Consider the following 26,921-nt stretch of genomic DNA (forward strand, 5'->3'; position numbering starts at 1 on the left):
AGCCCGCATCGAGCGGGCTGGGGTTACGCAGTGTGGGCAGGCGATCAGGCCGCCGCGTCGTACTGCAGGCGGAACTGGTTGAGCAGCGCGAACACACGCAAGCCGTTGATGTAGTCCGGCGGGAACAGCACGTTGACCCGGCTCGGGTCCTGGCTGTCGCGCTCGACGATCAGGTGATCGGCGAACATCTCGGCGTTCTCCACGTGACCTTCCAGCTCGAGCTTGGCGTACTGGGCAATCAGTTCACCGCGGATGGTGCTCGGGGTGAGGATCGGCTGGCCGGCGCCGAAGCGGGTGCCATCGTCTGCCAGCTTGTGGCGACCGTACTTGCTGGTGATCACGCTTTGCAGGCGGCGCACGATAAAGGCCGACTGGTGCATGGTCTCGCTGTCCAGGTAGGAGTTGTCCGCCTGGCCGTAAGCGTTTTTCTGGTAGGTGGTGATCGCCCGCTGGATGCGCACGTAACCGCCTTCGTAGTACGCGGTGGCCAGACCGTAGCTGAGCAGCGACTGACGTTCGGTCAGGGTGAAACGCTCACTGGCCGCGGCCGGGTCGATACCCGCCAGGCTGCCGCTCTGGGTCGGACGGCTGGCATCGGCGGAGATGAACACCGAAGTCCGCGCGGCCAAGGCCGCGGCCTGGACCCAGAACGGTTGTGGCACACCCGGCTCCATGGCCAGGATGGTCATGTGCTGATCGTTACGGGTCTGACCGGCAGCCACCAGGGTGCCGACAGTACCGCGCTTGGCGGTGTAGACATGACCGAACAGTTGCTTGGACCAGGACCAGCGACCGACGCTGTCATTCATCGCGGCTTGCCAGGCATTCAGGGTCGCCACATCGGACCACGGCTGGCAGATGAATTCGAACGGCTCGTCACCGAGAGCCGCGAGTGCCGCAACCTGGTCCGGCACACCGGTGCCACCGGCCATTGGCGCGGAGACGATGGTCAAGCCGGCTGGGGTCTGCTCGCCATTGCTCTTGCCCAGGCGATTGAACTGCAGGCTGATGTCGTTGCCGCTGTCACCGGTCCATTTGCAGGTCAGGGTCACGGTGCCGTCGACGGCCACGGCGCTGACCGGCAGGTCGGTCGCGGCATTGACTTGCAGCGCCAGGGTGGTGGCTGCCTGGGCGGCGGTCGCGCCGTTGACCACGGCGGCCTGGACCCGTACACCACCGACATACAGGTTGAGCACGCCGCTTTCGGTGGCGGCGCCGGTCAGTTTCAGATCAGCCTTGGCGATGCTGCCCACGGTGTTTTGCAGCGGCAGGCACCAGATCTCGCCGACCGGATCGGTCTTGCGCCAGGTGTCGTACATCGAGGCGAGCATCGAGCCCTGGCCACCAATGCTTTTCGCCAGGGCGACGCTGGAAACCAGCACCAGGCTGCCGATTTCGGTGCTGGTGGCGTTGTCGTTGACCTGGGCGACGATCAGGCCGCGCAGGGTCGACGACGCGCTATTGGCCGCCGAGTTGTCCATTTCGGCGTAGAACAGCGGAACACGCAGGTCCGCGGGGATGTTGCTGAATCCGATAGCCATTATTGGGCATCCTGTGGTTGTGCCGCTTGCACGGCGTTGAGGGTGATATCGCCATCAGCCAGACGACGGCGCCACCAGGCGCTGTCGGCCACTTCACGGCCTTCGAGCGGTAGCAGGTCGCCGGCTTCCAGATCCGGTACGGCGCGGCCCGGGGCCGGCACTACGGTGATGCGTTGGGTCATTGCGTTACGTCTCCAGAGAAAGTCAGCTCCAGGCGCCCGTCGGGGCCTGGGCGGTGCAGATTGGGGTCGGCGGGATCGATGGCATCGACCTTCACCGTGACCCCGGTAAAAGACGGCAAGCCGTCCAGTTCACGCTCGTGCCAGGTTTCGGCCGGGTCCGTGGAGCGATTGCGCCCCAGTTGGAACTCGGCGAAGAAATGCAGGCTGTAGAGCAGGCGGGTGGCGTTGATCGAGATCAGCCCGCCGCCGTCGTACTCGATGGGGTTGTAATAGGTGTCGGGTTTGAAGCCGACCAGGGCCCGCCAAAGTTCGGCGCGCAGGCTGTGGAGTTGGTCGAAGGCTTGGGCGCCGTTGCTGGCGTCGAGCACCAGGGTCAGTTCCAGGCGATCGGTCAGGGTTTGGCGGGCGACGTTTTGTGAGGCGTCCTTGTTCGCCAGGTCGGTCATCAGCGTGACAAAGGCCGCCGGGGTTTGCAGCGTGGTGTTGCTTTGCAACAGGTCGAGATCAAGGCCGGTGGAAATGTGATTGGCAAGACTGGGGCATTGAGCACGCAGTTGCGTGAGAATCGGGGTGATATTCATGGGGGTTCACCGGGTAATAAAAACCCGTCGATTGACGGGTTCGACAGACAATCATTCGCCTCCAGAAAGCCCGCGTCCTTGCGGGCTGGGCCCTGCTCTCGGGCCCGGTGGTTCCAATCCGTTGGTGATTCCGAGGGAGTCATGAGCGCTTTATTCGGATCGCTATCCGGCTATTGTTCCGGCTTGATCTCCGGGGGAGGTGTTTCGTCAATCCCCAAGCGCCTGGCCGCCCAGCGTTCATAAATGCCGATGGCGGCGTCCGCGCCGGCCATGGCGGTCAGGCAGCCAAAGGCACCGGCGGTCCAGATCGACACGCCGGCTGCATACAGCAGCATGATGGTCGACACGCCACAGATCATGCAGGCCCCGGAGCGCAATACCAGGCGCCGCAGCAGCACCCAGCCGCGGGCACCGTCCTTGTCGGCGCGCCACATTTCGCCGGAAACCCCGCCGACCACGGCCAGCAGGATGACCAGCCAGATAGGCATGTCCACCAACGCTTGTTGCTCGCTCGTCATGTCACGCCTCCTGCAATAAAAAGGGCCATTCATTGGCCGGTGATGGTTTGGGCTTGTCGTTCAAGGTGAAGGGTTCTCTTCAGAGCCCGCGTTCGGTGGGCATTCCAAAAAGCCCGGTCGCCCAGGCTTTTCAGTAATGCGGTCCTGATGCCCGGTCCTGGAGCCGCTCGCGTTTTCGGCGATGGGGGCTTCTGTCCTGACACCTGATCTTTCGGCGCTACTGGCGCGGTACGGATCGATTCAAATTGTTCTTCCGACCGCGACCCTGTCCGCCGGATAACTGCTTGCGGTGCTTTACGCTGCACACCCGGGTCAGTTGCCAACCCTCTGAACCGTTGAGGCCGGTTCATCGCTGCCTGTTCTTTGAAGCGGTGTCACTAAAGAGCGGTGGGTTGCCCCTGGCATCTCTGCCTGTCACCGACCTTTCTGGCCGGCTTGAGACAAAGAATATGCATGTACGCATATACAGTCAATGCACAAATGCATTTATTTATGCATTTCATTTGCGTAAACGCATGGAACCCATGCAGATCAAGGGCTGGGGCTTTTTGGCGGGCGAAAAAAAACCCACATGGCTGTGGGTTTTTTCTCAATCAGAAGTGCTTAGCGGGCGTACATGCCCCACCAGAAGACGTGACCAAGGATGGTGATCTGCTCTTCCTGGATCTCCTGGAAGCTGTAGTCCTCATCCGGATGCTCGTCGCGGTTGAAGCTACGCAGGCGGATCCCGGTCGGCAGGCGATAAAGCTGCTTCACCCGCAGTTGACCGTTGTGGTTGATGGCGTAAAGGTCACCGTCGACGATATCGCCTATGGCGCTCTTGCCGGCGTTGACCCCGACCGTGGCACCGTCGCGCAGCACCGGCAACATGCTGTTGCCGCGCACGGTCACGCATTTGGCCTGGTCGAACTGCACGCCATTGTGGCGCAGGCTGCGCTTACCGAAACGCAGGCTGGCCTTCTCGCTTTCTTCTATGACGAATCTTCCTGATCCAGCAGCCAATTCAACCTCGCGAAGAAAGGGGACGGACACTTCGTCTTCATCGACGGGTGTGTCGTCGTCCCACAGGCTTATATCCTTGAGTTCGGAGTGCGGCGTGCCCTGCTCCTGATCCCGGGCAACGGCAACCGGTGCGCGTCCGCGCAGTTGGTCGGTGCTGATGCCGAAGTACTCGGCGACCTTCGAGATGTGCTTGTCCGAAGGATCGACGATCTTCCCGCTGAGGATCCGCGACAGGGTGGATTGGGGCACGCCGGTACGACGGTGAAGCTCCGTAGGGGAGATCCCGTGTCGGTCGAGCAGTGCTCGTAGGACGGTAGAAACGTTGCGTATTTGCATAATGCGCATATTGCTTGCGCTTTTCGGGAATGGCAAATGCTGATTTGCATATTTCATGCATAGACAGTCGCACAGGCGCGGCCAAGGGCGATGGGAGCCTTATTTCCGCCCAATAGCGATCAGCTCTATCGCAAATCCGTATTAAAAACTGTCATTTCTGACAGTAGTTACTTATTTTTCCGAATCTTAAGCTCGGGTCTCGACATTGCTCGAGACCCATCATCATGAACACCTCCAAAGTGGCCGTATCCGTGATACTTGCCATCCTGTCGTTGAACAGCCACGCCGCCTCCTGGGGTTACGAGGGGAATGTCGGCCCCACCCACTGGGGTCAGGTGGATCCGGACTACATCAGTTGCAGCACCAGCAAGGAGCAGTCACCGGTCAATATTGAAACCCACCATGCGAAACGTTCGAAACTCCCTGGCCTGTCGTTCCAGTACATCCCTCAAGCCGCTGAAATCACCAACAACGGGCACACGATTCAAATCAATGTCGCCCCCGGCAGCCTGCTGCGCTTTGACAATGAAGACTTCGAACTCAGGCAATTCCACTTCCATACCCCGAGTGAAGAGGAAATAGACGGCAAGTCCTTTCCGATGGACGCGCACTTTGTCCACAACTCTGAAGACGGACAGATTGTCGTCGTGGCGGTCCTGTTCAAGGAGGGAAGAAAAAACCAGAACCTGGAAGCTGTTTTCAACACGCTGCCGGATGTGGGCAAAATCACGGAAGTTGTGGCCTTCAATCCCGCCAGCGTCCTCCCCTCTCAAGGCAGCTATTACAAATACCAAGGCTCGTTGACCACACCGCCTTGCAGCACAGGTGTTACCTGGCTGGTCCTGAAGACACCGGTCGAGCTGTCTCATGAACAGATCGCCGCCTTTCAGAAGCTGTACCGGATGAATGCACGGCCTGTCCAACCGTTGAACTCGAGGGTTATCGAGTCCAGCGATTGAATGTCGACGACACCTGAACAAGCCCGCGGGCCGCGCGGATAACAGCGACGTAGCCGGTCCGCCATCGAAACAGGAAAAAAGTCTGACTCCTCCCTGTCCGGATAGGCTGCAAAAGGCCATACCAGCGGACATCCAACCTGCCGTGTTAACCTTGCCCCCATCGAAAAAGTCCCGCGCCAGGCGCTCGACTTCGCACTCCACTCAAAACGAATCCGCCTAAGTATCCGATGAGTAAAAATAGCCCCGATCTGTCCTCCCACACCCCGATGATGCAGCAATACTGGCGCCTGAAGAACCAGCATCCCGACCAGCTGATGTTCTACCGCATGGGCGACTTCTACGAGATCTTCTATGAAGACGCGAAGAAGGCCGCCAAGCTGCTCGATATCACCCTCACCGCCCGTGGGCAATCAGCCGGGCAGGCGATTCCGATGTGTGGGATTCCTTACCATTCCCTCGAAGGTTATCTCGTCAAGCTGGTGAAGCTCGGCGAATCAGTGGTGATCTGCGAACAGATCGGCGATCCGGCCACCAGCAAGGGGCCGGTCGAACGGCAGGTGGTGCGGATCATCACCCCCGGCACCGTCAGTGACGAAGCCCTGCTCGATGAGCGCCGCGACAACCTGATCGCCGCGGTACTGGGCGATGAGCGTCTGTTCGGCCTGGCCGTGCTGGATATCACCAGCGGCAACTTCACCGTCCTCGAAATCAAGGGTTGGGAAAACCTGCTGTCGGAGCTGGAGCGGATCAACCCGGTCGAGCTGATGATCCCGGATGACTGGCCACAGGGCCTGCCTGCGGAAAAGCGTCGTGGGACACGTCGTCGTGCGCCGTGGGACTTCGAACGGGACTCCGCGCTCAAAAGTCTCTGCCAACAATTTTCCGTACAGGATCTGAAAGGCTTCGGCTGCGAAACCCTGACCCTGGCCATCGGCGCCGCCGGCTGCCTGCTCAGTTACGCCAAGGAAACCCAGCGCACCGCCCTGCCGCACTTGCGCAGCCTGCGCCATGAACGCCTGGACGACACCGTGGTGCTCGACGGCGCCAGCCGCCGTAACCTGGAACTGGACACCAACCTTGCCGGTGGCCGCGAAAACACCCTGCAATCGGTGGTCGACCGTTGCCAGACCGCCATGGGCAGCCGCCTGCTGACCCGTTGGTTGAACCGCCCGCTGCGCGACCTGCGTGTCTTGCAGGCACGCCAGAGCTCCATCACCTGCCTGCTGGAAAGCTACCGCTTCGAAAAACTGCAACCGCAGCTCAAGGAGATCGGTGACATCGAGCGGATCCTTGCGCGGATCGGCCTGCGCAACGCCCGGCCTCGCGACCTGGCGCGCCTGCGCGATGCCCTCGGCGCCCTGCCGCAGTTGCAGGATGCGATGCTCGAACTGGACGCCCCGCACCTCAAGCAACTGGCCGTCACCACCAAGACCTACCCGGAGCTGGCGATCCTGCTGGAGCGCGCCATCATCGATAATCCGCCGGCGATCATCCGCGACGGCGGCGTCCTGAAAACCGGCTACGACACCGAACTGGACGAACTGTTGTCGCTGAGCGAAAACGCCGGGCAGTTCCTGATCGACCTGGAAGCCCGGGAAAAAGCCCGCACGGGCCTGGCCAACCTCAAGGTCGGCTATAACCGGGTCCACGGCTATTTCATCGAGTTGCCGAGCAAGCAGGCCGAGTCGGCACCGGCAGACTACATCCGGCGCCAGACCCTCAAGGGCGCCGAGCGCTTTATCACCCCGGAACTCAAGGAATTCGAGGACAAGGCCTTGTCGGCCAAGAGCCGCGCCCTGGCCCGGGAGAAGATGCTCTACGAAGCCTTGCTCGAAACCTTGATCGGCGAACTGCCGCCGCTGCAGGACACCGCCGCGGCCCTGGCCGAGCTGGATGTGCTGAGCAACCTCGCCGAACGCGCACTGAACCTGGACCTGAATTGCCCGCGCTTTGTCGACGAACCGTGCATGCGCATCAGCCAGGGACGCCACCCGGTGGTCGAGCAGGTGCTGACCACACCGTTCGTAGCCAATGACCTGGCGCTCGATGACAATACCCGCATGCTGGTGATCACCGGTCCTAACATGGGCGGTAAATCCACCTACATGCGCCAGACCGCGCTGATCGTGCTGCTGGCCCATATCGGCAGCTTCGTGCCGGCAGCCAGCTGCGAGTTGTCCCTGGTGGACCGGATCTTCACCCGGATCGGTTCCAGCGACGACCTGGCCGGAGGACGCTCGACCTTCATGGTGGAAATGAGCGAAACCGCCAACATCCTGCACAACGCCACCGAGCGCAGCCTGGTGCTGATGGACGAAGTCGGACGCGGCACCAGCACCTTCGACGGCCTGTCCCTGGCCTGGGCAGCGGCGGAACGCCTCGCGCAACTGCGGGCCTACACCCTGTTCGCCACCCACTACTTCGAACTGACCGTGCTGCCGGAAAACGAGCCATTGGTGGCCAACGTGCATCTCAATGCCACCGAGCACAATGAACGCATCGTCTTCCTCCACCACGTACTGCCCGGCCCGGCCAGCCAGAGCTACGGCCTGGCGGTGGCACAGCTGGCCGGCGTGCCGAGCGATGTGATCACCCGTGCCCGCGAGCACCTGAGTCGCCTGGAGACCACCAGCCTGCCCCACGAGCAGCCGGTCGCCAAACCAGGAAAACCAGCCGCTCCGATGCAAAGCGATATGTTCGCCAGCCTGCCCCATCCGGTGCTGGATGAACTGGCCAAGCTCAACCTCGACGACCTGACGCCACGGCGTGCATTGGAAATGCTCTATACAATGAAGACACGGATCTAACGCAGCGGACTACAAGCTGCTAGAATCTCGCGCGGTTTGGGATGCTGCGAACTATTAGCCTGGTTCGCAGACTATCGCTCCCAGACCTGGCGAGCCCATTCTGATAGGGTTTCGCTGCCGCCGCCTGAGGAGAGAACTAGAAATGACCTTCGTCGTCACCGACAACTGCATCAAGTGCAAGTACACCGACTGCGTAGAAGTCTGTCCGGTGGACTGCTTTTACGAAGGCCCGAACTTCCTGGTCATTCACCCGGATGAGTGCATCGACTGCGCGCTTTGCGAGCCGGAATGCCCTGCTGTGGCTATTTTCTCCGAGGATGAAGTCCCGGAGGATATGAAGGAGTTCATTCAGTTGAACGTTGATCTGGCCGAGATCTGGCCCAACATCACTGAGAAGAAAGAATCACTGCCGGACGCTGAAGAGTGGGATGGCAAAAAAGGCAAGATCAAGCACCTCGAACGCTGATTGCACCGCGCTCGACAAAAAGGCCCCTTGCGGGCCTTTTTTTTGTGCCTTCACTTTTCTACAGGCAAAAAAAAGGGGCGGTGTGACCCGCCCACATTTTTTCCCTAGTCCCTTTTTTCCCTTTCATCGTCCTGATGAATCGCATCCCGCGATGTTCCTTCCAGCAATCTGTCCTTGATCGCCGTGTCTATCCGTCGACACAGGGGCGATATTAAAGACTTTCTGAGTCGCTGCAACAGGATCCAAAGTGCCATCTCTTCAGGATTGGATCCATTTAAAACACAAAAAAACCATATATTTCAATTGGTTAAGAGAAATACCCAGTAATCGAGACAGCAAATTATCCTCGATCGCTTACGCAAGATGTAAGCAATGGCTTACACGCCGAGGCAGGTAAAACAGAACTTCTGGATCCAATCCTGGCCCGCAGCGTCCAAAAGCGGGTGCTGAATGAAGCAAACGGCGCACATAAAAAAGGCCTCGATCAATGCGAGGCCTGGGAGACAGACAGGACGACTTCAACTCTGCGGCTTGAGCCCTTGGGAAAGGCCGAACATGAACAACAGAAGATCGTGGTCGGGTTTGGCATCGGCCGCCTTGGCAACACGGGGCATAGGACAATGTCCGGCACCGGCCGCGGTAGTCAGGACCTCAGGACCGGGCTGCTCCCAGACCACCAGGGCCAGGGAGGCCACGGCCAGCGCACTGACCAGAAACAAACCTCGAGCGACTTCTAACTTCATTACCATAAGCCTTTGATGGTATTGCTGAACATCTATCCTCAAAATAGCTCAGTTTTCCCTGTGCCGTGGCACTCAACGACGAGTGGTGTCGTAGCTTTTTGAGATCATCCGCCGCGTCTTGGCGTATTTCAGGGCGCCAAAGACGGGCCTTTCCCAGGTGAACATTTCGTTTCCGGTCATGTATCAGGCCCGCCCAGGTCAACATGAAAGCGGCAGCCATTGGGTGTCATGGTGGTCAGGCTGACATGCCAACCCTGGTTTTCGCAGATCCGCTGGACCAGAGACAAGCCCAGCCCAAGGCCTTCACCGCGTTTTTCGTTACCGCGTACGAAGGGCTGGAACATGGCTTCGCGCTTCTCTTCCGGAATCCCCACGCCGCTGTCTTCCACCACGAACCCGGCCGGCTCCAGGCTCAGGCGGATAAAGCCCTGGTCGGTGTAGTGCAAGGCATTGCGCAGCAGGTTACCCATTACGGCGTGGAGGAAGGTGGCGTTATAGCGGGTATCCGGAGGATTGCCGGGATCGACGATCAGCCTCAGGCCCTTCTCTTCAATCGGTGCACGCCACAATCCGATCAAGTCGTCCGCTACCCGACTCAGGGAGACCTGCGGCGACATGCTGGCGTCCTCACGCTGGGCCCGGGCGAGCATCAGGAAGGTCTGCACCAGCTCGCGCATTTCCTCGCAGGCCCGGGCAATGCGTTCGACCTGATTGCGCCCGCGTTGGTCGATGGCCGGGTTTTCCAGCAACAGCTCACAGGAGGTCGCCAATACCATCAGCGGCGTACGCAGCTCATGACTGACATCGCTGGTGAACAGGCGCTCGCGAGTCAGGGCGTCACGCAGCCGGCCGAGGGTGGCGTCGAACGCCACCGCCAGTTCACCCACTTCGTCAGCGGCGTAATCCGGCGCCAGGGACGGTGCCAGCCCGAGCAACTGATCACGATGACGCACCTGGCGGGCCAGGCGTACCACCGGGGCCATCACCCGCCGGGCGAGAATCCAGCCGAGAAACACGGCCAGGGCCAGGGCCAGGACAAATCCCACCAGCACCACGGCAAACAACACCCGCTCACGCTCTTCGAAGTCACTCTGGTCCTGCAACAGCACGTAACGCCGGCCGTCGACCACCTCGACCATGGCGTGGTAGGACAGTTGGTCGCGAAACACCTCGTGGAACCCGGCGTCCAGATGACGCAGATCCCTGGGCAAGGCGAAATCCCCCGGACCGCCGCTGAAATAGAACAGTTGATCGGGCTCGGGTCGATGGCTCCAGTCATTGACACTGTCCATCAGCAACAGACGCTGGAGATCGCCTCCCAGGCCCGCGGAAATCAGCCTTTCCTCAACCAGGTGAACCGTCGCCACGATGCCTATGGCAAAGGTCCCCGCCACCAGGGCGCTCATCAGCGCAAAGGCGATGATGATGCGTTGGGCAAGGCTCTGTTTAAACTCCATCGCGGCCTTCGGCCAGGCGATAGCCGACGCCATGTACGGTATGCAGCAAAGGCTTTTCGAAAGGCTTGTCGATCACCTGGCGCAATTGGTGGACGTGACTGCGCAAGCTGTCGCTGTCCGGGCAATCGTCGCCCCACAGGGCTTCCTCGAGGACTTCGCGACGCAGTACATGGGGGCTTTTCTGCATCAGCACCGCCAGCAGCTTCAAGCCCACCGGGTTGAGCTTGAGCAGACGCCCTTCGCGGGTCACTTCCAGGGTATCGAGGTCGTAGCTCAGCTCACCGACCTGCAAGGCCCGGCGTCCGCCGCCCTGGGCCCGGCGCAGGACTGCTTCGATCCGCGCCGCCAGTTCCGACAGGGCGAACGGCTTGAGCAGGTAGTCGTCGGCACCGGACTTGAAACCTTGCAGACGATCATCCAGTTGATCGCGGGCGGTGAGCATGATCACCGGGGTGTCGCGCCGGGCATCTTCACGCAGGCGCTTGCACAGGGTGAAACCATCGATACCCGGCAACATGATATCCAGCACGATCAGGTCGTAATGTTCGGTGGCAGCCAGGTGCAGGCCCGACAAGCCGTCCTGCGCACAGTCCACGGTATAGCCTTTAAGCCCCAGGTAATCAGCCAGGTTGGCGAGGATATCGCGGTTGTCTTCAACCAGTAGAATTCGCATGGGTACTCTCTCCGTACGCGGTAACGGCCATGTCTTGGCCCGCGCAGCTTAAGGGCAAGCCTGTGGCAGCGACAAGCCGCGCGATAAAAGCAGTCGCTGCGCCCATGACTCGCCGAAAAAAAGAAACCCCGCACAAGGCGGGGTTTCTTTGTAGCAGGTGGGGCCGACTTACATCATGCCGCCCATACCACCCATGCCGCCCATGTCTGGCATACCGCCGCCAGCTGCACCTTCTTTCTTCGGTGCATCGGCAATCGCAACATCGGTGGTCAGCAGCAGACCAGCAATGGAAGCAGCTGCCTGCAGCGCCGAACGGGTTACCTTGGTAGGGTCCAGGATGCCCATTTCGATCATGTCGCCGTACTCGCCGGTAGCAGCGTTGTAACCGAAGTTGCCTTTGCCGTTCTTGACTGCGTTGACCACGACACTTGGCTCATCACCGCTGTTGGCGGCAATCTGGCGCATCGGCGATTCAACGGCGCGACGCAGCACGGAGATACCCACGTTCTGGTCGGCGTTGTCGCCGGTCAGTTCGGTCAGTGCTTCCAGGGCACGGATCAGGGCAACGCCACCGCCAGGGACCACGCCTTCTTCAACGGCTGCACGGGTCGCGTGCAGGGCGTCTTCAACGCGGGCTTTCTTCTCTTTCATTTCAACTTCGGAACCAGCGCCAACCTTGATCACAGCAACGCCGCCGGACAGCTTGGCCAGACGCTCTTGCAGTTTTTCACGGTCGTAGTCGGAGGAAGTATCGGCAACCTGGGCACGGATCTGAGCGATACGGGCTTCGATGTCGCCTTGAACGCCGGCACCGTCGACGATGATGGTGTTTTCCTTGGACAGGGTCACGCGCTTGGCGCTACCCAGGTGGTCCAGGGTGGTGCTTTCCAGGCTCAGGCCGATCTCTTCGGAGATCACGGTACCGCCAGTCAGGACAGCGATATCCTGCAGCATCGCCTTGCGACGATCACCGAAGCCCGGTGCCTTGACGGCAGCGACCTTGACGATACCGCGCATGTTGTTCACAACCAGGGTCGCCAGGGCTTCGCCTTCAACGTCTTCGGCCACGATCAGCAGTGGACGGCCGGCTTTGGCAACGGCTTCCAGCACTGGCAGCATTTCGCGGATGTTGGAGATTTTTTTGTCGACCAGCAGGATCAGCGGGCCGTCCAGCTCGGCGACCATGGTTTCCGGCTTGTTGACGAAGTACGGGGACAGGTAGCCACGGTCGAACTGCATGCCTTCTACAACCGACAGTTCGTTTTCCAGGCCCGAGCCTTCTTCAACGGTGATCACGCCTTCTTTACCGACTTTTTCCATGGCTTCGGCAATGATGTCGCCGATGGAGCTGTCGGAGTTGGCGGAGATGGTGCCGACCTGAGCGATGGCCTTGGTGTCGGCGCAAGGCTTGGACAGGGCTTTGAGCTCTTTGACGATGGCGATGGTCGCCTTGTCGATACCGCGCTTGAGGTCCATCGGGTTCATGCCGGCAGCGACAGCCTTCAGGCCTTCGTTGACGATCGACTGAGCCAGTACGGTGGCGGTGGTGGTGCCGTCGCCAGCGTCATCGTTGGCACGGGAAGCAACGTCCTTGACCAGTTGCGCGCCCATGTTTTCGAAACGGTCTTCCAGCTCGATTTCCTTGGCAACGGAAACGCCGTCCTTGGTGATGGTCGGAGCGCCGAAGCTCTTCTCGATGATCACGTTACGGCCTTTCGGGCCCAGGGTCGCTTTTACCGCGTCAGCCAGGACGTTGACGCCTTTGAGCATTTTTTTGCGGGCGGAGTCGCCAAACAGAACTTCTTTAGCAGCCATGATCGTAATTCCTTGAATACTTTGTCGTAACGGGAAAAATGAGCGGGAATCAGCCTTCGATAACAGCGAGAATCTCGTTCTCGGCCATTACCAGCAGGTCTTCGCCGTCTACTTTCACAGTGTTGCTGCCGGAGTAAGGGCCGAATACCACCTTGTCACCCACTTTCACGGCCAGCGCACGGACTTCACCGTTGTCCAGCACGCGGCCGGTACCTACAGCGAGAATTTCACCGTGGTTGGCTTTCTCGGCAGCCGAACCTGGCAGCACGATACCGCCGGCGGTTTTTTTCTCTTCTTCGCTGCGACGGATGACGACGCGGTCATGCAGAGGACGAAGCTTCATTGTCGATCTCTCCTAATTATGGTTTTCAAGGGTCGATGTCGATACCGACCGGTTTAGCAAATCCGGCGTTGCCGGTTGCGGCTCGCCAAGCGAACCGCGAAAGACTGTCTGGCGATTTTCGCCAAAACCTTGCGGTGACCGTTACATAAGGTCACCAAAGGTAATTTCAAGGGCGAGGTGACGTTTTTTTTACCTTATGGTGCCGAAAACCAACACGGCACCCGAAGGTGCCGTGTCGTTGTGCTGACGATCAGGAATCGCGGTGTTCGAACTCGCCTTCGATGACCTGGGGCTGCCGGCTGGCGGCCGGCGCCGATCCCGACGGACCACGGGGCTGCAGATCGTCGGCAAAGGCCCGCTGACGCAATGCCTGCTCTTCGACGCGCCGACGCATGCGGTCGGCCAACAGGCGGCGGGTCATGGGCAACAACAGGACCAGGCCGATAATATCGCTGATAAACCCCGGCAGCAGCAGCAGGCCACCGCCCAGGGCCAGCATCAGGCCCTCGAGCATGGTCTGGGCCGGCAACTCGCCGCGGTTGAGACTTTCCCGCGCCCGCAACGCCGTGGCGATCCCTGCAACCCGCAGGACCAGCACACCCAGCATCGAGCCGAGAATGATCAGCGCCAGGGCCGGGAAAAACCCGATCGCGGTACTGACCTGGAAAAACACATACAGCTCTAGCACCGGAAACAGCAGAAAGAGCAATAAAAAAGCGCGCATCAAATGGTTCCTCTACGGAAGAATGCCTTCCACTTAACCTGAGATGACGTCGACAGGTTGTGAATTCAAGCTGAAGCGGCTTCCTTTTTTGGCCAATGCTCGGCGTGAGCCAGGGAAACCAAGGCTTCGCGAACTTGTGTCGGCGTGTTGCAAGGTGTTTCGAAGGGCAGCCAGTACAGCGCCTGGCCAATGCGCAGGTGCATGCCTTCGGTGTCGATACCCGCCAGTTGCGCAGGCACTGTATCCGGCAGGCCGGCCAGGGCGACGTAGTGGGCGATGGCCTTGGCGTGGTCGCTATTCATGTGTTCGACCATGCTGATCTCGGCCTTGCCGGCGAAGGGGTTCGCCAAGGTGACCTGATCCAGCCAGTGAATCGCGCCGAAACCACCGATATAGCGGTGCCGCACCGGGTTGAGCACCCAGAAGTCGAAATCGTGGGCCTGATGGTAGTTCCGCGAATCCGGGAAGTAGCGATAGTAACGCTCGGCCGCTGCCTCGATCACCTCGGGATCGCTGAGCTTTTCGGCCTCGGCCAGGTAGGTCAGGCGACCGACCGCCTGCACGTCTTCGGCATCGCGCTCGCCCACCAGCAGGGAACACTTGGGGTCCTTCTGCAGGTTATGGGTATGCTGGGCGATCCGGCTGATCAGGATCAACGCACGCCCCTGGTCGTCAAGGCAGTAAGGCACCACGGAGCCAAACGGGAAACCGGGCATGGCCTTGGAGTGCGTGGACAACACCCCCCGGTACTCCTTGAGCAGCAGCTCACGGGCGTTCTTGGCAACTTCAGTACTCACCTTTATGACTCCTCGTCAGAAACCGTCGGCAAGCCCTTGGACTTGCGAATGAAAATCAGTGACAAAATAAACATTATCTGTGACGGAGGCCAGGGTCGGGGAAGCGGTGCGATTACCAGACGACGCCGAAGCCAGCCGTGTAGCGGGTCTTGTTCAGGCTGCTCTCCGCATCGCCCTGGACCACGTTGCGCTCGGCCTTGAGGTTCAGCGAGGCCCACTCGGTCACTTTGTAGCGCAGGCCCATCTGGGCGTCGAGGGAATACTCCGAAGGCCCGCTCAACGGCTTGCCCACTTCGCCGTTGGTGAAGAACTGCACCGTCTTGCCCACCAGGTTACGGCTGTAGTCCCATTTCATCCCCAGCGAATAAAAGTTCTTCTTATCGCCGTTACTGTACTCGTAGTCGGTATTGTTGAGCAGCGAACCGAGGGAAAACGCCCCCAGCTCATTGTCCCAGAACTGGTAGCCAGGACCGGTACCGACGATACGTTGGCGCGACAGTTCTTCCACGAAGTCACGCTTGTAGGTCAGGCGCCCCTGCCAGAACCACTTTTCGGTGATAAAGCGGTCCAGGGCATACTCGACGTTCCAGTTGTTGGCGGTCACGATATTGTTCTGGAACTCGCGGTTGTACTCACCCTGGGCATTATGCCGCCAGGCGCCATGGCGGGCAGTCGTCTTGAAGCCGATGTCGTAGTCGTCGGTGTCCTGATCCGCCCGTTTGTAGTCCAGGGCCAGGTCGACATTGCCCTTCCACACCAGGTCCTCGATCACCGGCTTGGGCTTGACGATCTGCTTGATACTCACGAGGTCGACGGTTTTCGGCGCTTCGCCGTTGACCAGCGTCACCTTGCCGTCCGCCGCCGCTTTCAGGGACTTGGCCTTCTCCCCCGTGTAGGCATCCTGCTTGACCAGCAGCTCCTGGTCGCTTTCCAGGGTCTTGACCTGCTTCCAGTCCACCGGGATCGCTCCGGCGTAATCGGTCTGGATCAACAGCTTGCCGCCGTCGAACAGGCTGATCTTGCCCGTCAGGCGATCGCCGTTCTTCAACCAGACGGTATCGGCCAGCAACGGCGTCGAGGCACTGAGAACAGCAAGGCACAGCAGGGTTCTGGATAACATAAGCAGAGAGAGGACTCGGGTTTGCGGAAAAAAACCGGCATTATCCCGCAGGGCAATACCTTGACCAAAGAGTGACCGACTGAACGACACCCTAGTTCAATAATCACCCATGACTCACAGAAATAACCTACACAAGCAGCCAGATCCCCGAACAGGACTGCCTCAATGACCGACGACAGCAGCGGCGGCGAAAGCCCTGCACAGATGCGCCGCACCGCCCTCTACCTGACCCTGGCGCAAGTGCCCGAAGGCCGGGTCGTGACCTATGGCCAACTGGCCGAGCTGGCGGGTCTGGGGCGTGCCGCCCGTTTTGTCGGACGGACCTTGAGCCAGTTGCCCGCCGATACGAGCCTGCCCTGGCATCGGGTGCTGGGTGCCGGCGGTCGGATCAGCCTGCCCGCCGGCAGCCCCTCCGGCGACGAACAACGCGCCCGGCTGCGGACTGAAGGCCTGACGGTCCTGAACAATCGTGTCGATATCAAGCGCCATGGCTGGCGCCCGATAGAGCACAGCGGTTAGAGTGCGCGCTTTGTTTCCGTTAACCTGAGGCAGATTCCAGCCCATGCCCCGTAAAACCTGGCGCGCCGCGCTCGCCGCTTATGCCAGCCCCTCGACACTCGTGCTCCTGCTGCTCGGTTTCGCCGCCGGTCTGCCTTATATGTTGGTGTTTTCCACGCTTTCCGTCTGGCTGCGTGAAGCCGGCGTGGCCCGTGAAACCATCGGTTATGCCAGCCTGATCGGCCTCGCCTACGCCTTCAAATGGGTCTGGTCGCCGCTGCTCGACCAATGGCGCCTGCCGTTGCTCGGAAAACTCGGGCGCCGCCGTTCCTGGTTGGTGCTGGCGCAGATCCTGATCGTCCTCGGGTTGATCGGCATGGGTTTCTGCGATCCGCAGAAACACCTGTCCTGGCTGATCGCCATTGCTGTTGTCGTGGCCTTCGCCTCCGCGACCCAGGACATCGCGGTGGACGCCTATCGCCTGGAAATCGCCAACGACAGCCAGCAGGCCGCCCTGGCTGCCAGCTATATGTCGGGGTATCGGGTTGCCGCCCTGCTGGCCACCGCCGGCGCGCTGTTTATCGCCGAAGGTTTCGGTTCCACCGGCTTCAGCTACAAGCATTCGGCCTGGACCGGCACCTACGTGCTGTTCGGCCTGCTGATGATTCCGGCGCTGCTCACCACCTTCTTCATGCGCGAACCGCCAGTGCCGCTAAGGACCCAGCTCTCCGCCGGGCGCTACAGCTTCGTGCACCAGCTGTCCTCGGTCTTCGTGCTGATCGTCCTGCTGGTCTCGGTACCGGCGATGTTCACCCAGCTCTACAACACCGATTTCGCCAGCGTGCTGTTCCAGGGCCGGAGCATGCTTGACCTGCTGCTGGAAGACCGTGCCTTCCTGCGCGCGATCCTCTATACCATCCTCACCACCCTCTGCCTGTCGAGCATGGGCCGTCGCGGCCTGGCGCCGGTGCTGACGCCGGTCAACGACTTTATCGTCCGTTATCGCTGGCAGGCCCTGCTATTGCTGGGGCTGATCGCCACCTATCGGATGTCGGACACGGTGATGGGCGTGATGGCCAACGTGTTCTATATCGACCAGGGCTTTACCAAGGACCAGATCGCCGGGGTCAGCAAGATCTTCGGCCTGATCATGACCCTGGTCGGGGCCGGCATGGGCGGCCTGCTGATCGTGCGCTTCGGCATCCTGCCGATCCTGTTCATCGGCGGCGCGGCCTCGGCGGCGACCAACCTGCTGTTCATGCTGCTGGCCGATATGGGCCCGAACCTGAAGATGCTGATTGTCACCATCTCCCTGGACAACTTCAGTTCGGGCCTGGCGACCTCGGCCTTCGTCGCCTATCTGTCGAGCCTGACCAACCTGAAGTTCTCCGCCACCCAGTACGCCCTGCTCAGTTCGATCATGCTCCTGCTGCCGCGCCTGATCGGCGGTTATTCCGGGGTGATGGTGGAAAAGTTCGGCTACCACAAGTTCTTCATCATTACCGCCGTGATGGGTATTCCGACCCTGATCCTGATCGCCCTGCACTGGTATCAGTCCAGCCGTGGCGAAGGCGCGATACCCACCGCCGTCGGCGAAGAAACCCCGTAAATACAGGCCCGCACCGCTCTCCCCCGGAGCGGTGCGGCGACACGCCTGTACGTCGCCGGATCACACCCGTACAATGCTCAGTCATTTTCAGTCATCAGCAAGCGACAACGGCCAACCATGCGCACCAGTCAATATTTGCTCGCCACACAGAAAGAAACGCCTTCCGATGCGGTCGTGATCAGCCATCAGTTGATGCTGCGCGCCGGGATGATCCGCAAACTCGCTTCCGGCCTGTACACCTGGCTGCCCATGGGCCTGCGTGTCATGCGCAAGGTCGAAGCCATCGTGCGCGAGGAAATGAACGCGGCCGGCGCCCTGGAAGTGCTGATGCCCGGCATCCAGCCGGCTGAACTGTGGCAGGAATCCGGTCGTTGGGAACAATATGGCCCCGAACTGCTGCGCCTGAAAGATCGCCACGACCGCGACTTCTGTGCCGGCCCGACCCACGAAGAAGTGATCACCGATCTGTGCCGCAACGAGCTGAGCAGCTACAAGCAGCTGCCGATCAACCTGTACCAGATCCAGACCAAGTTCCGTGACGAAATCCGCCCACGCTTCGGCCTGATGCGCGGTCGCGAATTCATCATGAAGGACGCCTACTCCTTCCACGTCGACCAGGCTTCGCTGCAGGTCACCTACGACCGCATGCACCAGGCGTACTGCAATGTCTTTACCCGCCTGGGCCTGAAGTTCCGCCCCGTGGAAGCGGACAACGGCTCCATCGGCGGCGCCGGTTCCCATGAGTTCCACGTACTGGCCGAGTCCGGCGAAGACGATATCGTCTTCAGCAACGGCTCCGAGTACGCGGCGAATATCGAGAAGGCCGAAGCCGTGCCTCGCGAAACCTCGCGCCCGGCGCCGACCGAAGCCCTGCGCCTGGTCGACACCCCTGATGCAAAAACCATTGCGCAGTTGGTCGAAGGCTACAACCTGGCGATCGAAAAGACCGTCAAGACCCTGATCGTCCACGCCGAAGAAGAAGGCAAGCTGATTGCCCTGATCATCCGCGGCGATCACGAGTTGAACGAAATCAAGGCCGCCAACCAGCCAGGCGTTGCCAGCCCGCTGGTCATGGCTTCCGATACCGAACTGCGTGACGCCATCGGTGCCGGTGCCGGCTCCCTCGGCCCGTTGAACCTGCCGCTGCCGATCATCATCGACCGTTCGGTCGAGCTGATGAGCGACTTCGGTATCGGCGCCAACATCGACGACAAGCACTACTTCGGCGTCAACTGGGAACGTGACCTGCCCGTACCGACCGTGGCCGACCTGCGCAACGTCGTGGCCGGCGATCCGAGCCCGGACGGCAAGGGCACCCTGGAGATCAAGCGCGGCATCGAAGTCGGCCACATCTTCCAGCTGGGCACCAAGTACAGCGAAGCGATGAAGTGCCAGGTCCTGGGCGAAAACGGCAAGCCGGTGACCCTGACCATGGGCTGCTACGGTATTGGCGTGTCCCGCGTGGTCGCTGCCGCCATCGAGCAGAACAACGACGCCAACGGCATCATCTGGAGCGACTCCCTGGCGCCGTTCCAGATCGCCCTGGTACCGCTGCGCTATGAAACCGAACAGGTTCGCGAAGCCACCGACAAGCTCTACGCCGAATTGACGGCCGCCGGCTTCGAAGTGCTGCTGGACGACCGCGACAAGAAAACCAGCCCGGGCATCAAGTTCGCCGACATGGAACTGATCGGCATTCCCCATCGGATCGTGGTCAGCGACCGCGGCCTGGCCGAAGGCAACCTGGAATACAAGAGCCGCACCGAGGCCGAGGCGCACGCGCTGCCGGTCGCCGACGTGCTGTCCTTCCTTCAGGCCCGTATCCGTCGCTGAGTCCAGATAGAGCGCCCATGTTCAATCGAAGTACCTTAGCCCTCGGGGGCGCCGCCTTGTGCGGCGCCCTGCTGGTCAGCGGCTGCGCCAACCAGATGTCACAACGCAGCGAGCATGAAGAGCGTGTCGAGCGCAAACTGCTCGCTCACAGCCTGCAGATCGATGTCGGTGACCCCAAGGTTCTCGAGCTGCCGCAACGTCGCGTGCGGATTCACGAGCAGAAGACCTTCGAAGTCACCGAATTCGATGTTACCCGTCGTTATGATCGCTACACGCCTTATCAAGGCTGGCGCAAGGTCTATGAAATGCCGCTCGGGGCCCTGGCCCTGATCGGTGGCGCAGCTGCCAATGTGGCCAATATCTTTGCCCTCGGCCATATGCCGGACAGCATGACCCATGGCTGGCTCAAGGACGGCATCGACGGCCTCAATCCGTTCATGAACGTCGAGTCCGGCGGCCGTGCCCAGCAGAACCTGGCCGGGGTCGAGGAAATCCAGCGCGACAAGCGTACGGAATACTCGAGCCTGCCGTGGTCCGAACGCCCGGTGGAAGTAGTCGCCGGCAAACAGACCGCCGAGCTGACCACCGACCGCAATGGCGTGCTGCGCCTCAACCTGCTGGACAGCCCGTTTGCCGAGCAGGACCTGTATCGCATCGGCAACCTGCAGATCCGCGTGGAAGATGCCCAGGGTGAAATTCACTCGGACTCCAGCCTGTCCATCAGCAGCAAGCTGCGCGGCAAGCTGCTGGAGGCCCACGACCTGATCTACAACGACCTGGAGGGTGACGACGTCAACCAATGGGTGCATCGGGTCAAGCGCCTGTCGGAGTTGGGGCTGGAGGACGAAGCCAGCGAACTGGAGCAGAGCCTGATCGAACTGACCCGCAACGATCCCGAGTTGCAGCGTGAGTTTCTCAAGACCCTGACCAAAAAAGCCGGGCGGCTGGTGGCGGATCCCGCGGCCAACTGAAGCGTTCGAGCGGGCTGAAGACTAATCGCTTCAGCCGCTGAACAACTCCAGCTGTTCATGCCCACCGCGCAAATCCTGCAAGCGCACACCAATCCCCAGCAACCGCACCGGCCGGTCGCCTCGGGCAAAAGCCTGGCTCAGCAACTGCCGATAACCCTCCAGATCCCGCCCTGCCCCGGCCTGCTCCAGGGTCGTCTGGGTAAAGTCGTGGAACTTCACTTTGACGAAGGGCTTGCCCGGCCGATAGCTGCTGTCGAGTCGGGCAATGCGCCCGGCGAGGGTTTCCATCAGTTCGGGGAGTTTTTCCAGGCAACTGGCGAGGTCCGGCAAGTCGGCATCGTAGGTGTTTTCGACACTCACCGACTGCCGCCGGCTATCGTTGTGCACCAGCCGCTCATCGATGCCCCGGGCCAATCCCCACAGGCGCTCGCCAAAACTGCCGAACTCGCGGACCAGGGCCAACTTGCCCCATTCGCGCAATTGCAGGCAATCGGTAATTCCCAACCGCCCGAGCTTGTCCGCCGTGACCTTGCCGACCCCGTGCAGCTTGTTGACCGGCAAGCCGGCAACGAAGTCCTCCACCTGATCAGGTGTGATCACAAACAATCCGTTGGGCTTTTTCCAGTCGCTGGCAATCTTGGCCAGAAACTTGTTCGGCGCCACTCCGGCGGAGACGGTGATATGCAATTGCTTGGAGACCCGGCGCCGGATGTCCTGGGCAATGCGTGTCGCGCTGCCGGCAAAGTGCGGGCTGTCGGACACGTCGAGGTAGGCTTCATCCAGGGACAAGGGCTCGATCAGATCGGTGTAGTCGCGAAAGATCGCCTGGATATCCTTCGACGCTTCCTTATAGGCATCCATGCGCGGCTTGACGATGACCAGGTCCGGACACAGGCTCAAGGCATGCCGCGACGACATCGCCGACCGCACGCCAAAGGCTCGCGCCTCGTAATTGCAGGTGGCAATCACCCCCCGCCGATCCGCTGAACCGCCCACCGCCATGGGCTTGCCAGCCAGGCTCGGGTTATCACGCATCTCGATGGCGGCGTAGAAGCAATCACAGTCGACGTGGATGATTTTGCGTTGCGTCATGAAAACACAGGTTCATTCAGGGAGCGGAAACACTACAGGCCAGCAGTATCTCACCGACACCTGTATATAGCACCAGTAGTTTGATTCTTCCTCTTTACTTGTAGGAAACAACCCCTATGAATTTATTTTTTCAATCGAAAAGCACTCGTCGATAGAGCTGAAAGCCTTACCCGGCATGGCCCCGAGCCCCTATGAAGAGCCCACCTCAAGCGCTAAGCGGTTGAACAATAAAGGGGTTTTCCTCAATTAGGGTTTGACAGCCCAGCGTTTCTCTGTAGAATGCCGACACACAGACGCGGGATGGAGCAGTCTGGTAGCTCGTCGGGCTCATAACCCGAAGGTCGTCGGTTCAAATCCGGCTCCCGCAACCAAACATCAAAAAAGGCTACTCGAAAGAGTGGCCTTTTTTGTGCGTGGGTGTTTTCACCTGGCAGCCTGAAAAAACCTTGATTGTCTGAGACTTAGCGAAAGCAGCCGGTCAAATCGAGGTTTTGCACATTATTTTGACCAAACGGACCATTAACGGTTGACACCCCGCCGTTCGGCTGTAGAATGCCGCCACACAGACGCGGGATGGAGCAGTCTGGTAGCTCGTCGGGCTCATAACCCGAAGGTCGTCGGTTCAAATCCGGCTCCCGCAACCAAATATCAGAAAAGGCTGCTCGAAAGAGTGGCCTTTTTTGTATCCGCCGAAAAAACTTTCATCCAATCAAGGCAGGACGGATCGAACCCTCGACGGATAACGCAGTCAATGGGTGCACAGGCTAAGCTGAATCCGCAACAAACTTCCTCTACAACAGCCCGGGGCGTGGGTCGCCGTACAACGGCCAGACACGTTAATATTTGCAATTATTTTGTCCATAGGGATTGGTAACTTGGCTGGATACCCCCATCCTGTCGCGCACAATCCTAGAGGTGATTGATGCGCGCCAACTCGTCCGAACCACACGATACTGTTACAGCAACACACCCGATCTCCGCCAACCGTCTCCGTTGGCTGGATCTGTTGAGCAAGTACCGGCAGTCCGTCGGCCTGGCCATCACTCTGTTCCTGTTCGCTATCGCCCTGATCGCCTGTCGCCACCTGTTGATCGAACTCGACCTGGACGCCCTGCACGATTCGATTCTCAGCGTGCCCAAGCCAGCATTGGCCGGCGCCCTGGCGGCGACCGCCATCGGCTTCATGATCCTGCTGGGCTATGAGTGGTCCGCCAGCCGTTACGCCGATGTACAGCTGCCGAAACGTACCCTGGCACTCGGCGGCTTCACCGCCTTCGCCATCGGCAACGCCATTGGTTTGTCGCTGCTGTCCGGCGGTTCGGTGCGCTATCGACTCTATGCCCGTTTCGGCCTGGGGGCCGCCGAAGTCGCGCGGATGACCCTGTTCGCCAGTCTCTCGCTGGGTTGCGCGCTGCCCCCCCTGGCCGCCCTGGCAACCCTGAGCAACCTGCCCGCGGCGTCCGAAGCCCTGCACTTGCCGATCTATCTCCTCGGCGGCATCGCAGTGGTCGTGCTGGCCTTGACCGCCCTACTGGCGGTCGGCATCTATCGCCGGCGCCTGCCGGAACAACCGATCAAGGACAACCTGCTGGTCAAGGTCGGACGTCGCACCCTGCGCCTGCCGAGTGCCCGACTGACCCTGCTGCAACTGGTGATTACCGCCCTGGACGTGGCCGCCGCCGCGACCGTGCTCTATCTGCTGTTGCCCGTAGCCCCACCGTTCGGCGCCTTCCTGCTGGTGTACCTGCTGGCCCTGGCCGCCGGTGTGCTCAGCCATGTGCCCGGCGGCGTGGGCGTGTTCGAAGCCATCCTGCTGGCCGCCTTTGCCAATGAGCTGGGCGCCGCGCCGCTGGCCGCCGCACTGCTGCTCTATCGCCTGATCTATGTGCTGTTGCCCTTGTTGCTGGCCTGCCTGGCCCTGCTGAGCACCGAAGCCCAGCGGCTGATGAGTACCCGCCAGAGCATGCGGGTGGCATCGGGTTTCGCGGCACCGATCCTCGCCGTACTGGTGTTCCTGTCCGGTGTGGTCCTGCTGTTCTCCGGCGCGACCCCGGAAATCGACACACGCCTGGAAGGCATCGACTTCCTGGTACCGGACCGCCTGATCGACGCCTCGCACTTCGGCGCCAGCCTGGTGGGCGTGTTGTGCCTGCTGCTGGCCCAGGGCCTGCGTCGACGCCTGTCCGCCGCCTGGATGCTGACCATGACCTTGCTGCTGGTGGGCGCCCTGCTCTCGCTGCTCAAGGGTTTCGACTGGGAAGAAGCCAGCATGCTGACGGCCACCGCCTGCCTGCTGGGGATTTTCCGCCGCTCCTTCTATCGACCCAGCCGCCTCACCGAATTGCCGTTCTCGCCGCTCTATCTGGTGGCCAGTCTCTGCGTACTCGGTGCCTCGGTCTGGCTGCTGCTGTTCGCCTACCAGGACGTGCCCTACAGCCACGAGCTGTGGTGGCAGTTCGCGCTGGATGGTGATGCCCCCCGTGGCCTGCGTTCACTGCTGGGGGCCGCCGTGGTCTTGGTCGCCGTTTCGCTGACCTGGTTGCTGCGTACCGCGCGCCCGGTGATCCACCAGCCCACGCCCGATGAAATGGAGCGGGCGGTCAAGGTGCTGATGGCCTCGGACCAGCCTGATGGCGGCCTGGCCCTGACCGGCGACAAGGCGTTCCTGTTCCACCCCACCGACACCGCTTTCCTGATGTACGCCCGTCGTGGCCGCAGCCTGGTGGCGCTGTATGACCCGATCGGCCCGGCGCGCCAGCGTGCCGAACTGATCTGGCAATTCCGCGACCTGTGCGACACCCATCATGCCCGTCCGGTGTTCTATCAGGTGCGTGCGGAAAACCTGCCGTACTACATGGACATCGGCCTGACCGCCATCAAGCTCGGCGAAGAAGCCCGGGTCGACCTGCATCGCTTTGACCTCGAGTCCAAGGGCAAGGAGATGAAGGACCTGCGCTACACCTGGAACCGTGGTAGCCGCGACGGCCTGTCGCTGGAGATCTACGAACCGGGGCAGGCGCCGCTGGATGAGCTCAAGGTCATCTCCGACGCCTGGCTCACCGGCAAGAACGTGCGCGAGAAAGGTTTCTCCCTGGGCCGTTTCAGCCCCGAGTACATCAACCACTTCCGTGTCGCGATCATCCATTTCGAGGGGCGCCCGGTGGCGTTCGCCAACCTGCTCGAGACCCACAGCCATGAACTGGCCAGTCTCGACCTGATGCGTTCGCACCCCGACGCCCCCAAGCTGACCATGGAGTTCTTGATGGTTGGCCTGATTCAGCATTATAAGGCTCACGGATACGCGCGTTTCAGCCTTGGGATGGTCCCGCTGTCAGGCCTGCAACCACGGCGTGGCGCACCACTGACCCAGCGTTTGGGCTCGATGGTGTTCCAACGCGGCGAGCAGCTCTACAACTTCCAGGGCCTGCGTCGTTTCAAGGACAAGTTCCAGCCTGATTGGGAACCCCGTTACATGGCCGTGCCGGCAGGGCTTGATCCGCTGGTCGCATTGGCCGATACCGCCGCCCTGATTGCAGGCGGCTTGACTGGATTGGTGAAACGCTGATGATTCAACGCTCCTGGCGGTTGTTACTGGTAATCGTGCTGCTTCTGGCCGCGCTTGCGGGAGGCGGCTACTGGTTCTGGAACCGCCCTCCACCGGAACCTACTCTCGAACACTTGAGCCAGGCCGACGGTTCGACCCTGACCCGCCTGACCCCTGGCACGACACCCAAGGCCCAGGTAGTCGTGGCGACCCTCGCCGAAGACGCCCTGAGCGACACACAGTTGTCCGCACTGAGTCGCAGTGGCGCGGCGCTGATCGTCCAGGTGATCCTGCCCAAGGACAACTGCACACTGCAGCAGAAGGTCCTGGACAGTGCCTTGCAGCAATTGAAAGGCCCGGCGACCCTGGTCAGCGGCATCGGCCCGGGTGCGTCCCTGGCCTGGAACTGGCTGGCGTCCCAGACCAGCGACAAGGCCCAGGCCATCTCCGTGGGCTTCGTTCTCGATCAACCGGATTGCACCACCCCGGTACCGAAGACCGCGGCCCACGGCCACTGGCTGGTGGCCTGGAACGACGGCCCGGATGATCCGAGCGCGGCGTTCGTGCGCGACCAGGCGAATGCCGAAACCAGCATCAGCGACTACGACATCAAGCTGCCCCAGGTGCTGAACAACGAACTGCGCAAAATGCTGGTGGGGACGGACAACGGCGGCCTGGCCATTCCGGTGGTGGAAGTCCCGGCGGACAAGACCAGCGACACCGTGACCCTGTTCCTCTCCGGCGACGGCGGCTGGCGTGACCTGGACCGCGACGCGGCGGGTTATATGTCGAAGATGGGCTACCCGGTGGTGGGCATCGATACCCTGCGCTACTACTGGCAGCACAAGAGCCCGGAACAGACGGCTGCCGACCTGACCGAACTGATGCAGCACTACCGGCAGAAATGGGGTGCCAAGCGCTTCGTCCTGGCCGGCTACTCCTTTGGTGCCGACGTACTGCCGGCGATCTATAACCGCCTGCCGGAAAACGAGCAGCAGCGGGTCGACGCGATCATCCTGCTGGCGTTCGCCCGCAGCGGCAGTTTCGAGATTCACGTTGACGGCTGGTTGGGCAAGGCCGGCATGGAACTCGATACTGGCCCGGACATGGCCAAGCTGCCGGCAGCCAAGGTGCTGTGTATCTATGGCCAGGACGAAGTGAAGGAAAGTGGCTGCACCACCACCACCGCGGTGGGAGAGGCCGTCAAGCTGCCAGGGGGTCATCACTTCGACGAGAACTACCCGGCGCTGGCCAAGCGATTGGTGGATGCTATCCAGAAGCGTCAGGTCAAAAGCGAATGATGTGAGCCC

The 26,921-nt window shown here is 60.9% G+C and carries 23 protein-coding genes and 2 tRNA genes; 11 read left to right on the forward strand and 14 right to left on the reverse strand.

Features of this window, described 5'->3' with window-relative positions:
• Positions 1-44 precede the first annotated feature (44 nt).
• From M5B42_RS04740 to M5B42_RS04760, 5 genes are all read right to left on the reverse strand, one after another.
• Complete coding sequence (locus M5B42_RS04740; protein ID WP_248745154.1) at positions 45-1,541, reverse strand: phage tail sheath subtilisin-like domain-containing protein; 1,497 nt, start codon at positions 1,539-1,541, stop codon at positions 45-47.
• Positions 1,541-1,723, reverse strand: coding sequence for a DUF2635 domain-containing protein (locus M5B42_RS04745; protein ID WP_103498942.1), 183 nt, complete (start codon positions 1,721-1,723; stop codon positions 1,541-1,543). Before M5B42_RS04745 ends, M5B42_RS04740 begins: the two co-directional genes overlap by 1 nt.
• The gene (locus M5B42_RS04750) at positions 1,720-2,304 is read right to left on the reverse strand and encodes a hypothetical protein (RefSeq protein ID WP_177099816.1); all 585 of its coding nucleotides are present in this window, start codon (positions 2,302-2,304) and stop codon (positions 1,720-1,722) included. Before M5B42_RS04750 ends, M5B42_RS04745 begins: the two co-directional genes overlap by 4 nt.
• Positions 2,305-2,474: 170 nt before the next feature.
• Positions 2,475-2,822 carry a phage holin family protein gene (locus M5B42_RS04755; RefSeq protein ID WP_248745155.1) on the reverse strand — a complete coding sequence of 116 codons (348 nt, stop codon included), beginning with the start codon at positions 2,820-2,822 and terminating at the stop codon, positions 2,475-2,477.
• 603 nt (positions 2,823-3,425) lie between these two features.
• On the reverse strand, positions 3,426-4,169 hold the full coding sequence (locus tag M5B42_RS04760) for an XRE family transcriptional regulator (RefSeq protein ID WP_103498945.1): 744 nt from the start codon (positions 4,167-4,169) through the stop codon (positions 3,426-3,428).
• Between the two features lie 215 nt (positions 4,170-4,384).
• Between M5B42_RS04760 and M5B42_RS04765 the strand changes: the two genes are divergently transcribed.
• From M5B42_RS04765 to fdxA, 3 genes are all read left to right on the forward strand, one after another.
• Positions 4,385-5,119 (forward strand): carbonic anhydrase family protein, encoded by a 735-nt coding sequence (locus M5B42_RS04765; protein ID WP_248745156.1) that lies wholly within the window; start codon positions 4,385-4,387, stop codon positions 5,117-5,119.
• A gap of 227 nt (positions 5,120-5,346) precedes the next feature.
• Positions 5,347-7,926 carry a DNA mismatch repair protein MutS gene (mutS, locus tag M5B42_RS04770; RefSeq protein ID WP_248745157.1) on the forward strand — a complete coding sequence of 860 codons (2,580 nt, stop codon included), beginning with the start codon at positions 5,347-5,349 and terminating at the stop codon, positions 7,924-7,926.
• A 142-nt stretch (positions 7,927-8,068) separates the two neighbouring features.
• The gene (gene fdxA / locus M5B42_RS04775; protein WP_152740255.1) at positions 8,069-8,392 is read left to right on the forward strand and encodes a ferredoxin FdxA; all 324 of its coding nucleotides are present in this window, start codon (positions 8,069-8,071) and stop codon (positions 8,390-8,392) included.
• Positions 8,393-8,910: 518 nt separating this feature from the next.
• Here fdxA and M5B42_RS04780 read toward each other — a convergent pair.
• The 8 genes from M5B42_RS04780 to M5B42_RS04815 form a co-directional block, all read right to left on the reverse strand.
• Positions 8,911-9,135 carry a hypothetical protein gene (locus M5B42_RS04780; protein WP_103498949.1) on the reverse strand — a complete coding sequence of 75 codons (225 nt, stop codon included), beginning with the start codon at positions 9,133-9,135 and terminating at the stop codon, positions 8,911-8,913.
• 176 nt (positions 9,136-9,311) lie between these two features.
• The gene (locus tag M5B42_RS04785) at positions 9,312-10,592 is read right to left on the reverse strand and encodes a HAMP domain-containing sensor histidine kinase (RefSeq protein ID WP_152740253.1); all 1,281 of its coding nucleotides are present in this window, start codon (positions 10,590-10,592) and stop codon (positions 9,312-9,314) included.
• On the reverse strand, positions 10,582-11,265 hold the full coding sequence (gene colR / locus M5B42_RS04790) for a two-component system response regulator ColR (protein ID WP_103498950.1): 684 nt from the start codon (positions 11,263-11,265) through the stop codon (positions 10,582-10,584). The genes M5B42_RS04785 and colR overlap by 11 nt, the downstream gene beginning before the upstream one ends.
• A 168-nt stretch (positions 11,266-11,433) precedes the next feature.
• Positions 11,434-13,080: a chaperonin GroEL gene (gene groL, locus M5B42_RS04795; RefSeq protein ID WP_248745158.1), complete on the reverse strand. Its 1,647-nt coding sequence runs from the start codon at positions 13,078-13,080 to the stop codon at positions 11,434-11,436.
• Between the two features lie 49 nt (positions 13,081-13,129).
• Positions 13,130-13,423, reverse strand: coding sequence for a co-chaperone GroES (locus M5B42_RS04800; RefSeq protein WP_152740251.1), 294 nt, complete (start codon positions 13,421-13,423; stop codon positions 13,130-13,132).
• A 250-nt stretch (positions 13,424-13,673) separates the two neighbouring features.
• The gene (locus M5B42_RS04805) at positions 13,674-14,147 is read right to left on the reverse strand and encodes an FxsA family protein (protein WP_103498953.1); all 474 of its coding nucleotides are present in this window, start codon (positions 14,145-14,147) and stop codon (positions 13,674-13,676) included.
• Positions 14,148-14,212: 65 nt separating this feature from the next.
• Positions 14,213-14,944: a HugZ family protein gene (locus M5B42_RS04810; protein WP_248745159.1), complete on the reverse strand. Its 732-nt coding sequence runs from the start codon at positions 14,942-14,944 to the stop codon at positions 14,213-14,215.
• 112 nt (positions 14,945-15,056) lie between these two features.
• Positions 15,057-16,064: a DUF481 domain-containing protein gene (locus tag M5B42_RS04815; RefSeq protein ID WP_248745160.1), complete on the reverse strand. Its 1,008-nt coding sequence runs from the start codon at positions 16,062-16,064 to the stop codon at positions 15,057-15,059.
• A gap of 165 nt (positions 16,065-16,229) precedes the next feature.
• On the opposite strand from M5B42_RS04815, the gene M5B42_RS04820 reads away from it, so the two are divergent.
• The 4 genes from M5B42_RS04820 to M5B42_RS04835 all read left to right on the forward strand — a co-directional run bounded on the left by M5B42_RS04820 (position 16,230) and on the right by M5B42_RS04835 (position 20,975).
• Entirely contained in the window at positions 16,230-16,583 is a 354-nt protein-coding gene (locus M5B42_RS04820) for an MGMT family protein (RefSeq protein ID WP_100938638.1), read from the forward strand.
• A gap of 43 nt (positions 16,584-16,626) precedes the next feature.
• Positions 16,627-18,171 carry an AmpG family muropeptide MFS transporter gene (locus M5B42_RS04825; protein ID WP_103498956.1) on the forward strand — a complete coding sequence of 515 codons (1,545 nt, stop codon included), beginning with the start codon at positions 16,627-16,629 and terminating at the stop codon, positions 18,169-18,171.
• A 117-nt stretch (positions 18,172-18,288) separates the two neighbouring features.
• Positions 18,289-20,004, forward strand: a complete 1,716-nt coding sequence (locus tag M5B42_RS04830; protein ID WP_248745161.1) for a proline--tRNA ligase — start codon at positions 18,289-18,291, stop codon at positions 20,002-20,004.
• A 17-nt stretch (positions 20,005-20,021) separates the two neighbouring features.
• Positions 20,022-20,975 (forward strand): hypothetical protein, encoded by a 954-nt coding sequence (locus M5B42_RS04835; protein WP_248745162.1) that lies wholly within the window; start codon positions 20,022-20,024, stop codon positions 20,973-20,975.
• 30 nt (positions 20,976-21,005) lie between these two features.
• On the opposite strand, the gene dinB is transcribed toward M5B42_RS04835, so the two are convergent.
• Positions 21,006-22,067, reverse strand: coding sequence for a DNA polymerase IV (gene dinB / locus M5B42_RS04840; RefSeq protein ID WP_103498959.1), 1,062 nt, complete (start codon positions 22,065-22,067; stop codon positions 21,006-21,008).
• Positions 22,068-22,361: 294 nt separating this feature from the next.
• Between dinB and M5B42_RS04845 the strand changes: the two genes are divergently transcribed.
• The 4 genes from M5B42_RS04845 to M5B42_RS04860 all read left to right on the forward strand — a co-directional run bounded on the left by M5B42_RS04845 (position 22,362) and on the right by M5B42_RS04860 (position 26,912).
• Positions 22,362-22,438 (forward strand) — tRNA-Met (locus tag M5B42_RS04845).
• Positions 22,439-22,634: 196 nt separating this feature from the next.
• Positions 22,635-22,711, forward strand: a tRNA-Met gene (locus tag M5B42_RS04850).
• Positions 22,712-22,989: 278 nt separating this feature from the next.
• The gene (mprF, locus tag M5B42_RS04855; RefSeq protein WP_248745163.1) at positions 22,990-25,632 is read left to right on the forward strand and encodes a bifunctional lysylphosphatidylglycerol flippase/synthetase MprF; all 2,643 of its coding nucleotides are present in this window, start codon (positions 22,990-22,992) and stop codon (positions 25,630-25,632) included.
• Complete coding sequence (locus M5B42_RS04860) at positions 25,632-26,912, forward strand: AcvB/VirJ family lysyl-phosphatidylglycerol hydrolase (RefSeq protein WP_103496423.1); 1,281 nt, start codon at positions 25,632-25,634, stop codon at positions 26,910-26,912. Before mprF ends, M5B42_RS04860 begins: the two co-directional genes overlap by 1 nt.
• The last annotated feature ends 9 nt before the right edge of the window (positions 26,913-26,921 follow it).

Source organism: Pseudomonas sp. MWU12-2037, assembly GCF_023242345.1.
In the GTDB taxonomy this organism is placed as follows: domain Bacteria; phylum Pseudomonadota; class Gammaproteobacteria; order Pseudomonadales; family Pseudomonadaceae; genus Aquipseudomonas; species Aquipseudomonas gingeri_D.

Bases quoted from the DNA above. Each gene is read 5' to 3' on its own strand.
- M5B42_RS04830 (WP_248745161.1), top strand. From the start codon at position 18,289: ATGCGCACCAGTCAATATTTGCTCGCCACACAGAAAGAAACGCCTTCC.
- fdxA (WP_152740255.1), top strand. From the start codon at position 8,069: ATGACCTTCGTCGTCACCGACAACTGCATCAAGTGCAAGTACACCGAC.
- M5B42_RS04815 (WP_248745160.1), bottom strand. From the start codon at position 16,064: ATGTTATCCAGAACCCTGCTGTGCCTTGCTGTTCTCAGTGCCTCGACG.
- mutS (WP_248745157.1), top strand. From the start codon at position 5,347: ATGAGTAAAAATAGCCCCGATCTGTCCTCCCACACCCCGATGATGCAG.
- M5B42_RS04755 (WP_248745155.1), bottom strand. From the start codon at position 2,822: ATGACGAGCGAGCAACAAGCGTTGGTGGACATGCCTATCTGGCTGGTC.
- M5B42_RS04780 (WP_103498949.1), bottom strand. From the start codon at position 9,135: ATGAAGTTAGAAGTCGCTCGAGGTTTGTTTCTGGTCAGTGCGCTGGCC.
- M5B42_RS04800 (WP_152740251.1), bottom strand. From the start codon at position 13,423: ATGAAGCTTCGTCCTCTGCATGACCGCGTCGTCATCCGTCGCAGCGAA.
- M5B42_RS04745 (WP_103498942.1), bottom strand. From the start codon at position 1,723: ATGACCCAACGCATCACCGTAGTGCCGGCCCCGGGCCGCGCCGTACCG.
- M5B42_RS04860 (WP_103496423.1), top strand. From the start codon at position 25,632: ATGATTCAACGCTCCTGGCGGTTGTTACTGGTAATCGTGCTGCTTCTG.
- groL (WP_248745158.1), bottom strand. From the start codon at position 13,080: ATGGCTGCTAAAGAAGTTCTGTTTGGCGACTCCGCCCGCAAAAAAATG.
- M5B42_RS04760 (WP_103498945.1), bottom strand. From the start codon at position 4,169: ATGCGCATTATGCAAATACGCAACGTTTCTACCGTCCTACGAGCACTG.
- M5B42_RS04785 (WP_152740253.1), bottom strand. From the start codon at position 10,592: ATGGAGTTTAAACAGAGCCTTGCCCAACGCATCATCATCGCCTTTGCG.
- colR (WP_103498950.1), bottom strand. From the start codon at position 11,265: ATGCGAATTCTACTGGTTGAAGACAACCGCGATATCCTCGCCAACCTG.
- M5B42_RS04825 (WP_103498956.1), top strand. From the start codon at position 16,627: ATGCCCCGTAAAACCTGGCGCGCCGCGCTCGCCGCTTATGCCAGCCCC.
- M5B42_RS04805 (WP_103498953.1), bottom strand. From the start codon at position 14,147: ATGCGCGCTTTTTTATTGCTCTTTCTGCTGTTTCCGGTGCTAGAGCTG.
- M5B42_RS04820 (WP_100938638.1), top strand. From the start codon at position 16,230: ATGACCGACGACAGCAGCGGCGGCGAAAGCCCTGCACAGATGCGCCGC.
- M5B42_RS04750 (WP_177099816.1), bottom strand. From the start codon at position 2,304: ATGAATATCACCCCGATTCTCACGCAACTGCGTGCTCAATGCCCCAGT.
- M5B42_RS04765 (WP_248745156.1), top strand. From the start codon at position 4,385: ATGAACACCTCCAAAGTGGCCGTATCCGTGATACTTGCCATCCTGTCG.
- dinB (WP_103498959.1), bottom strand. From the start codon at position 22,067: ATGACGCAACGCAAAATCATCCACGTCGACTGTGATTGCTTCTACGCC.
- mprF (WP_248745163.1), top strand. From the start codon at position 22,990: ATGCGCGCCAACTCGTCCGAACCACACGATACTGTTACAGCAACACAC.
- M5B42_RS04835 (WP_248745162.1), top strand. From the start codon at position 20,022: ATGTTCAATCGAAGTACCTTAGCCCTCGGGGGCGCCGCCTTGTGCGGC.
- M5B42_RS04740 (WP_248745154.1), bottom strand. From the start codon at position 1,541: ATGGCTATCGGATTCAGCAACATCCCCGCGGACCTGCGTGTTCCGCTG.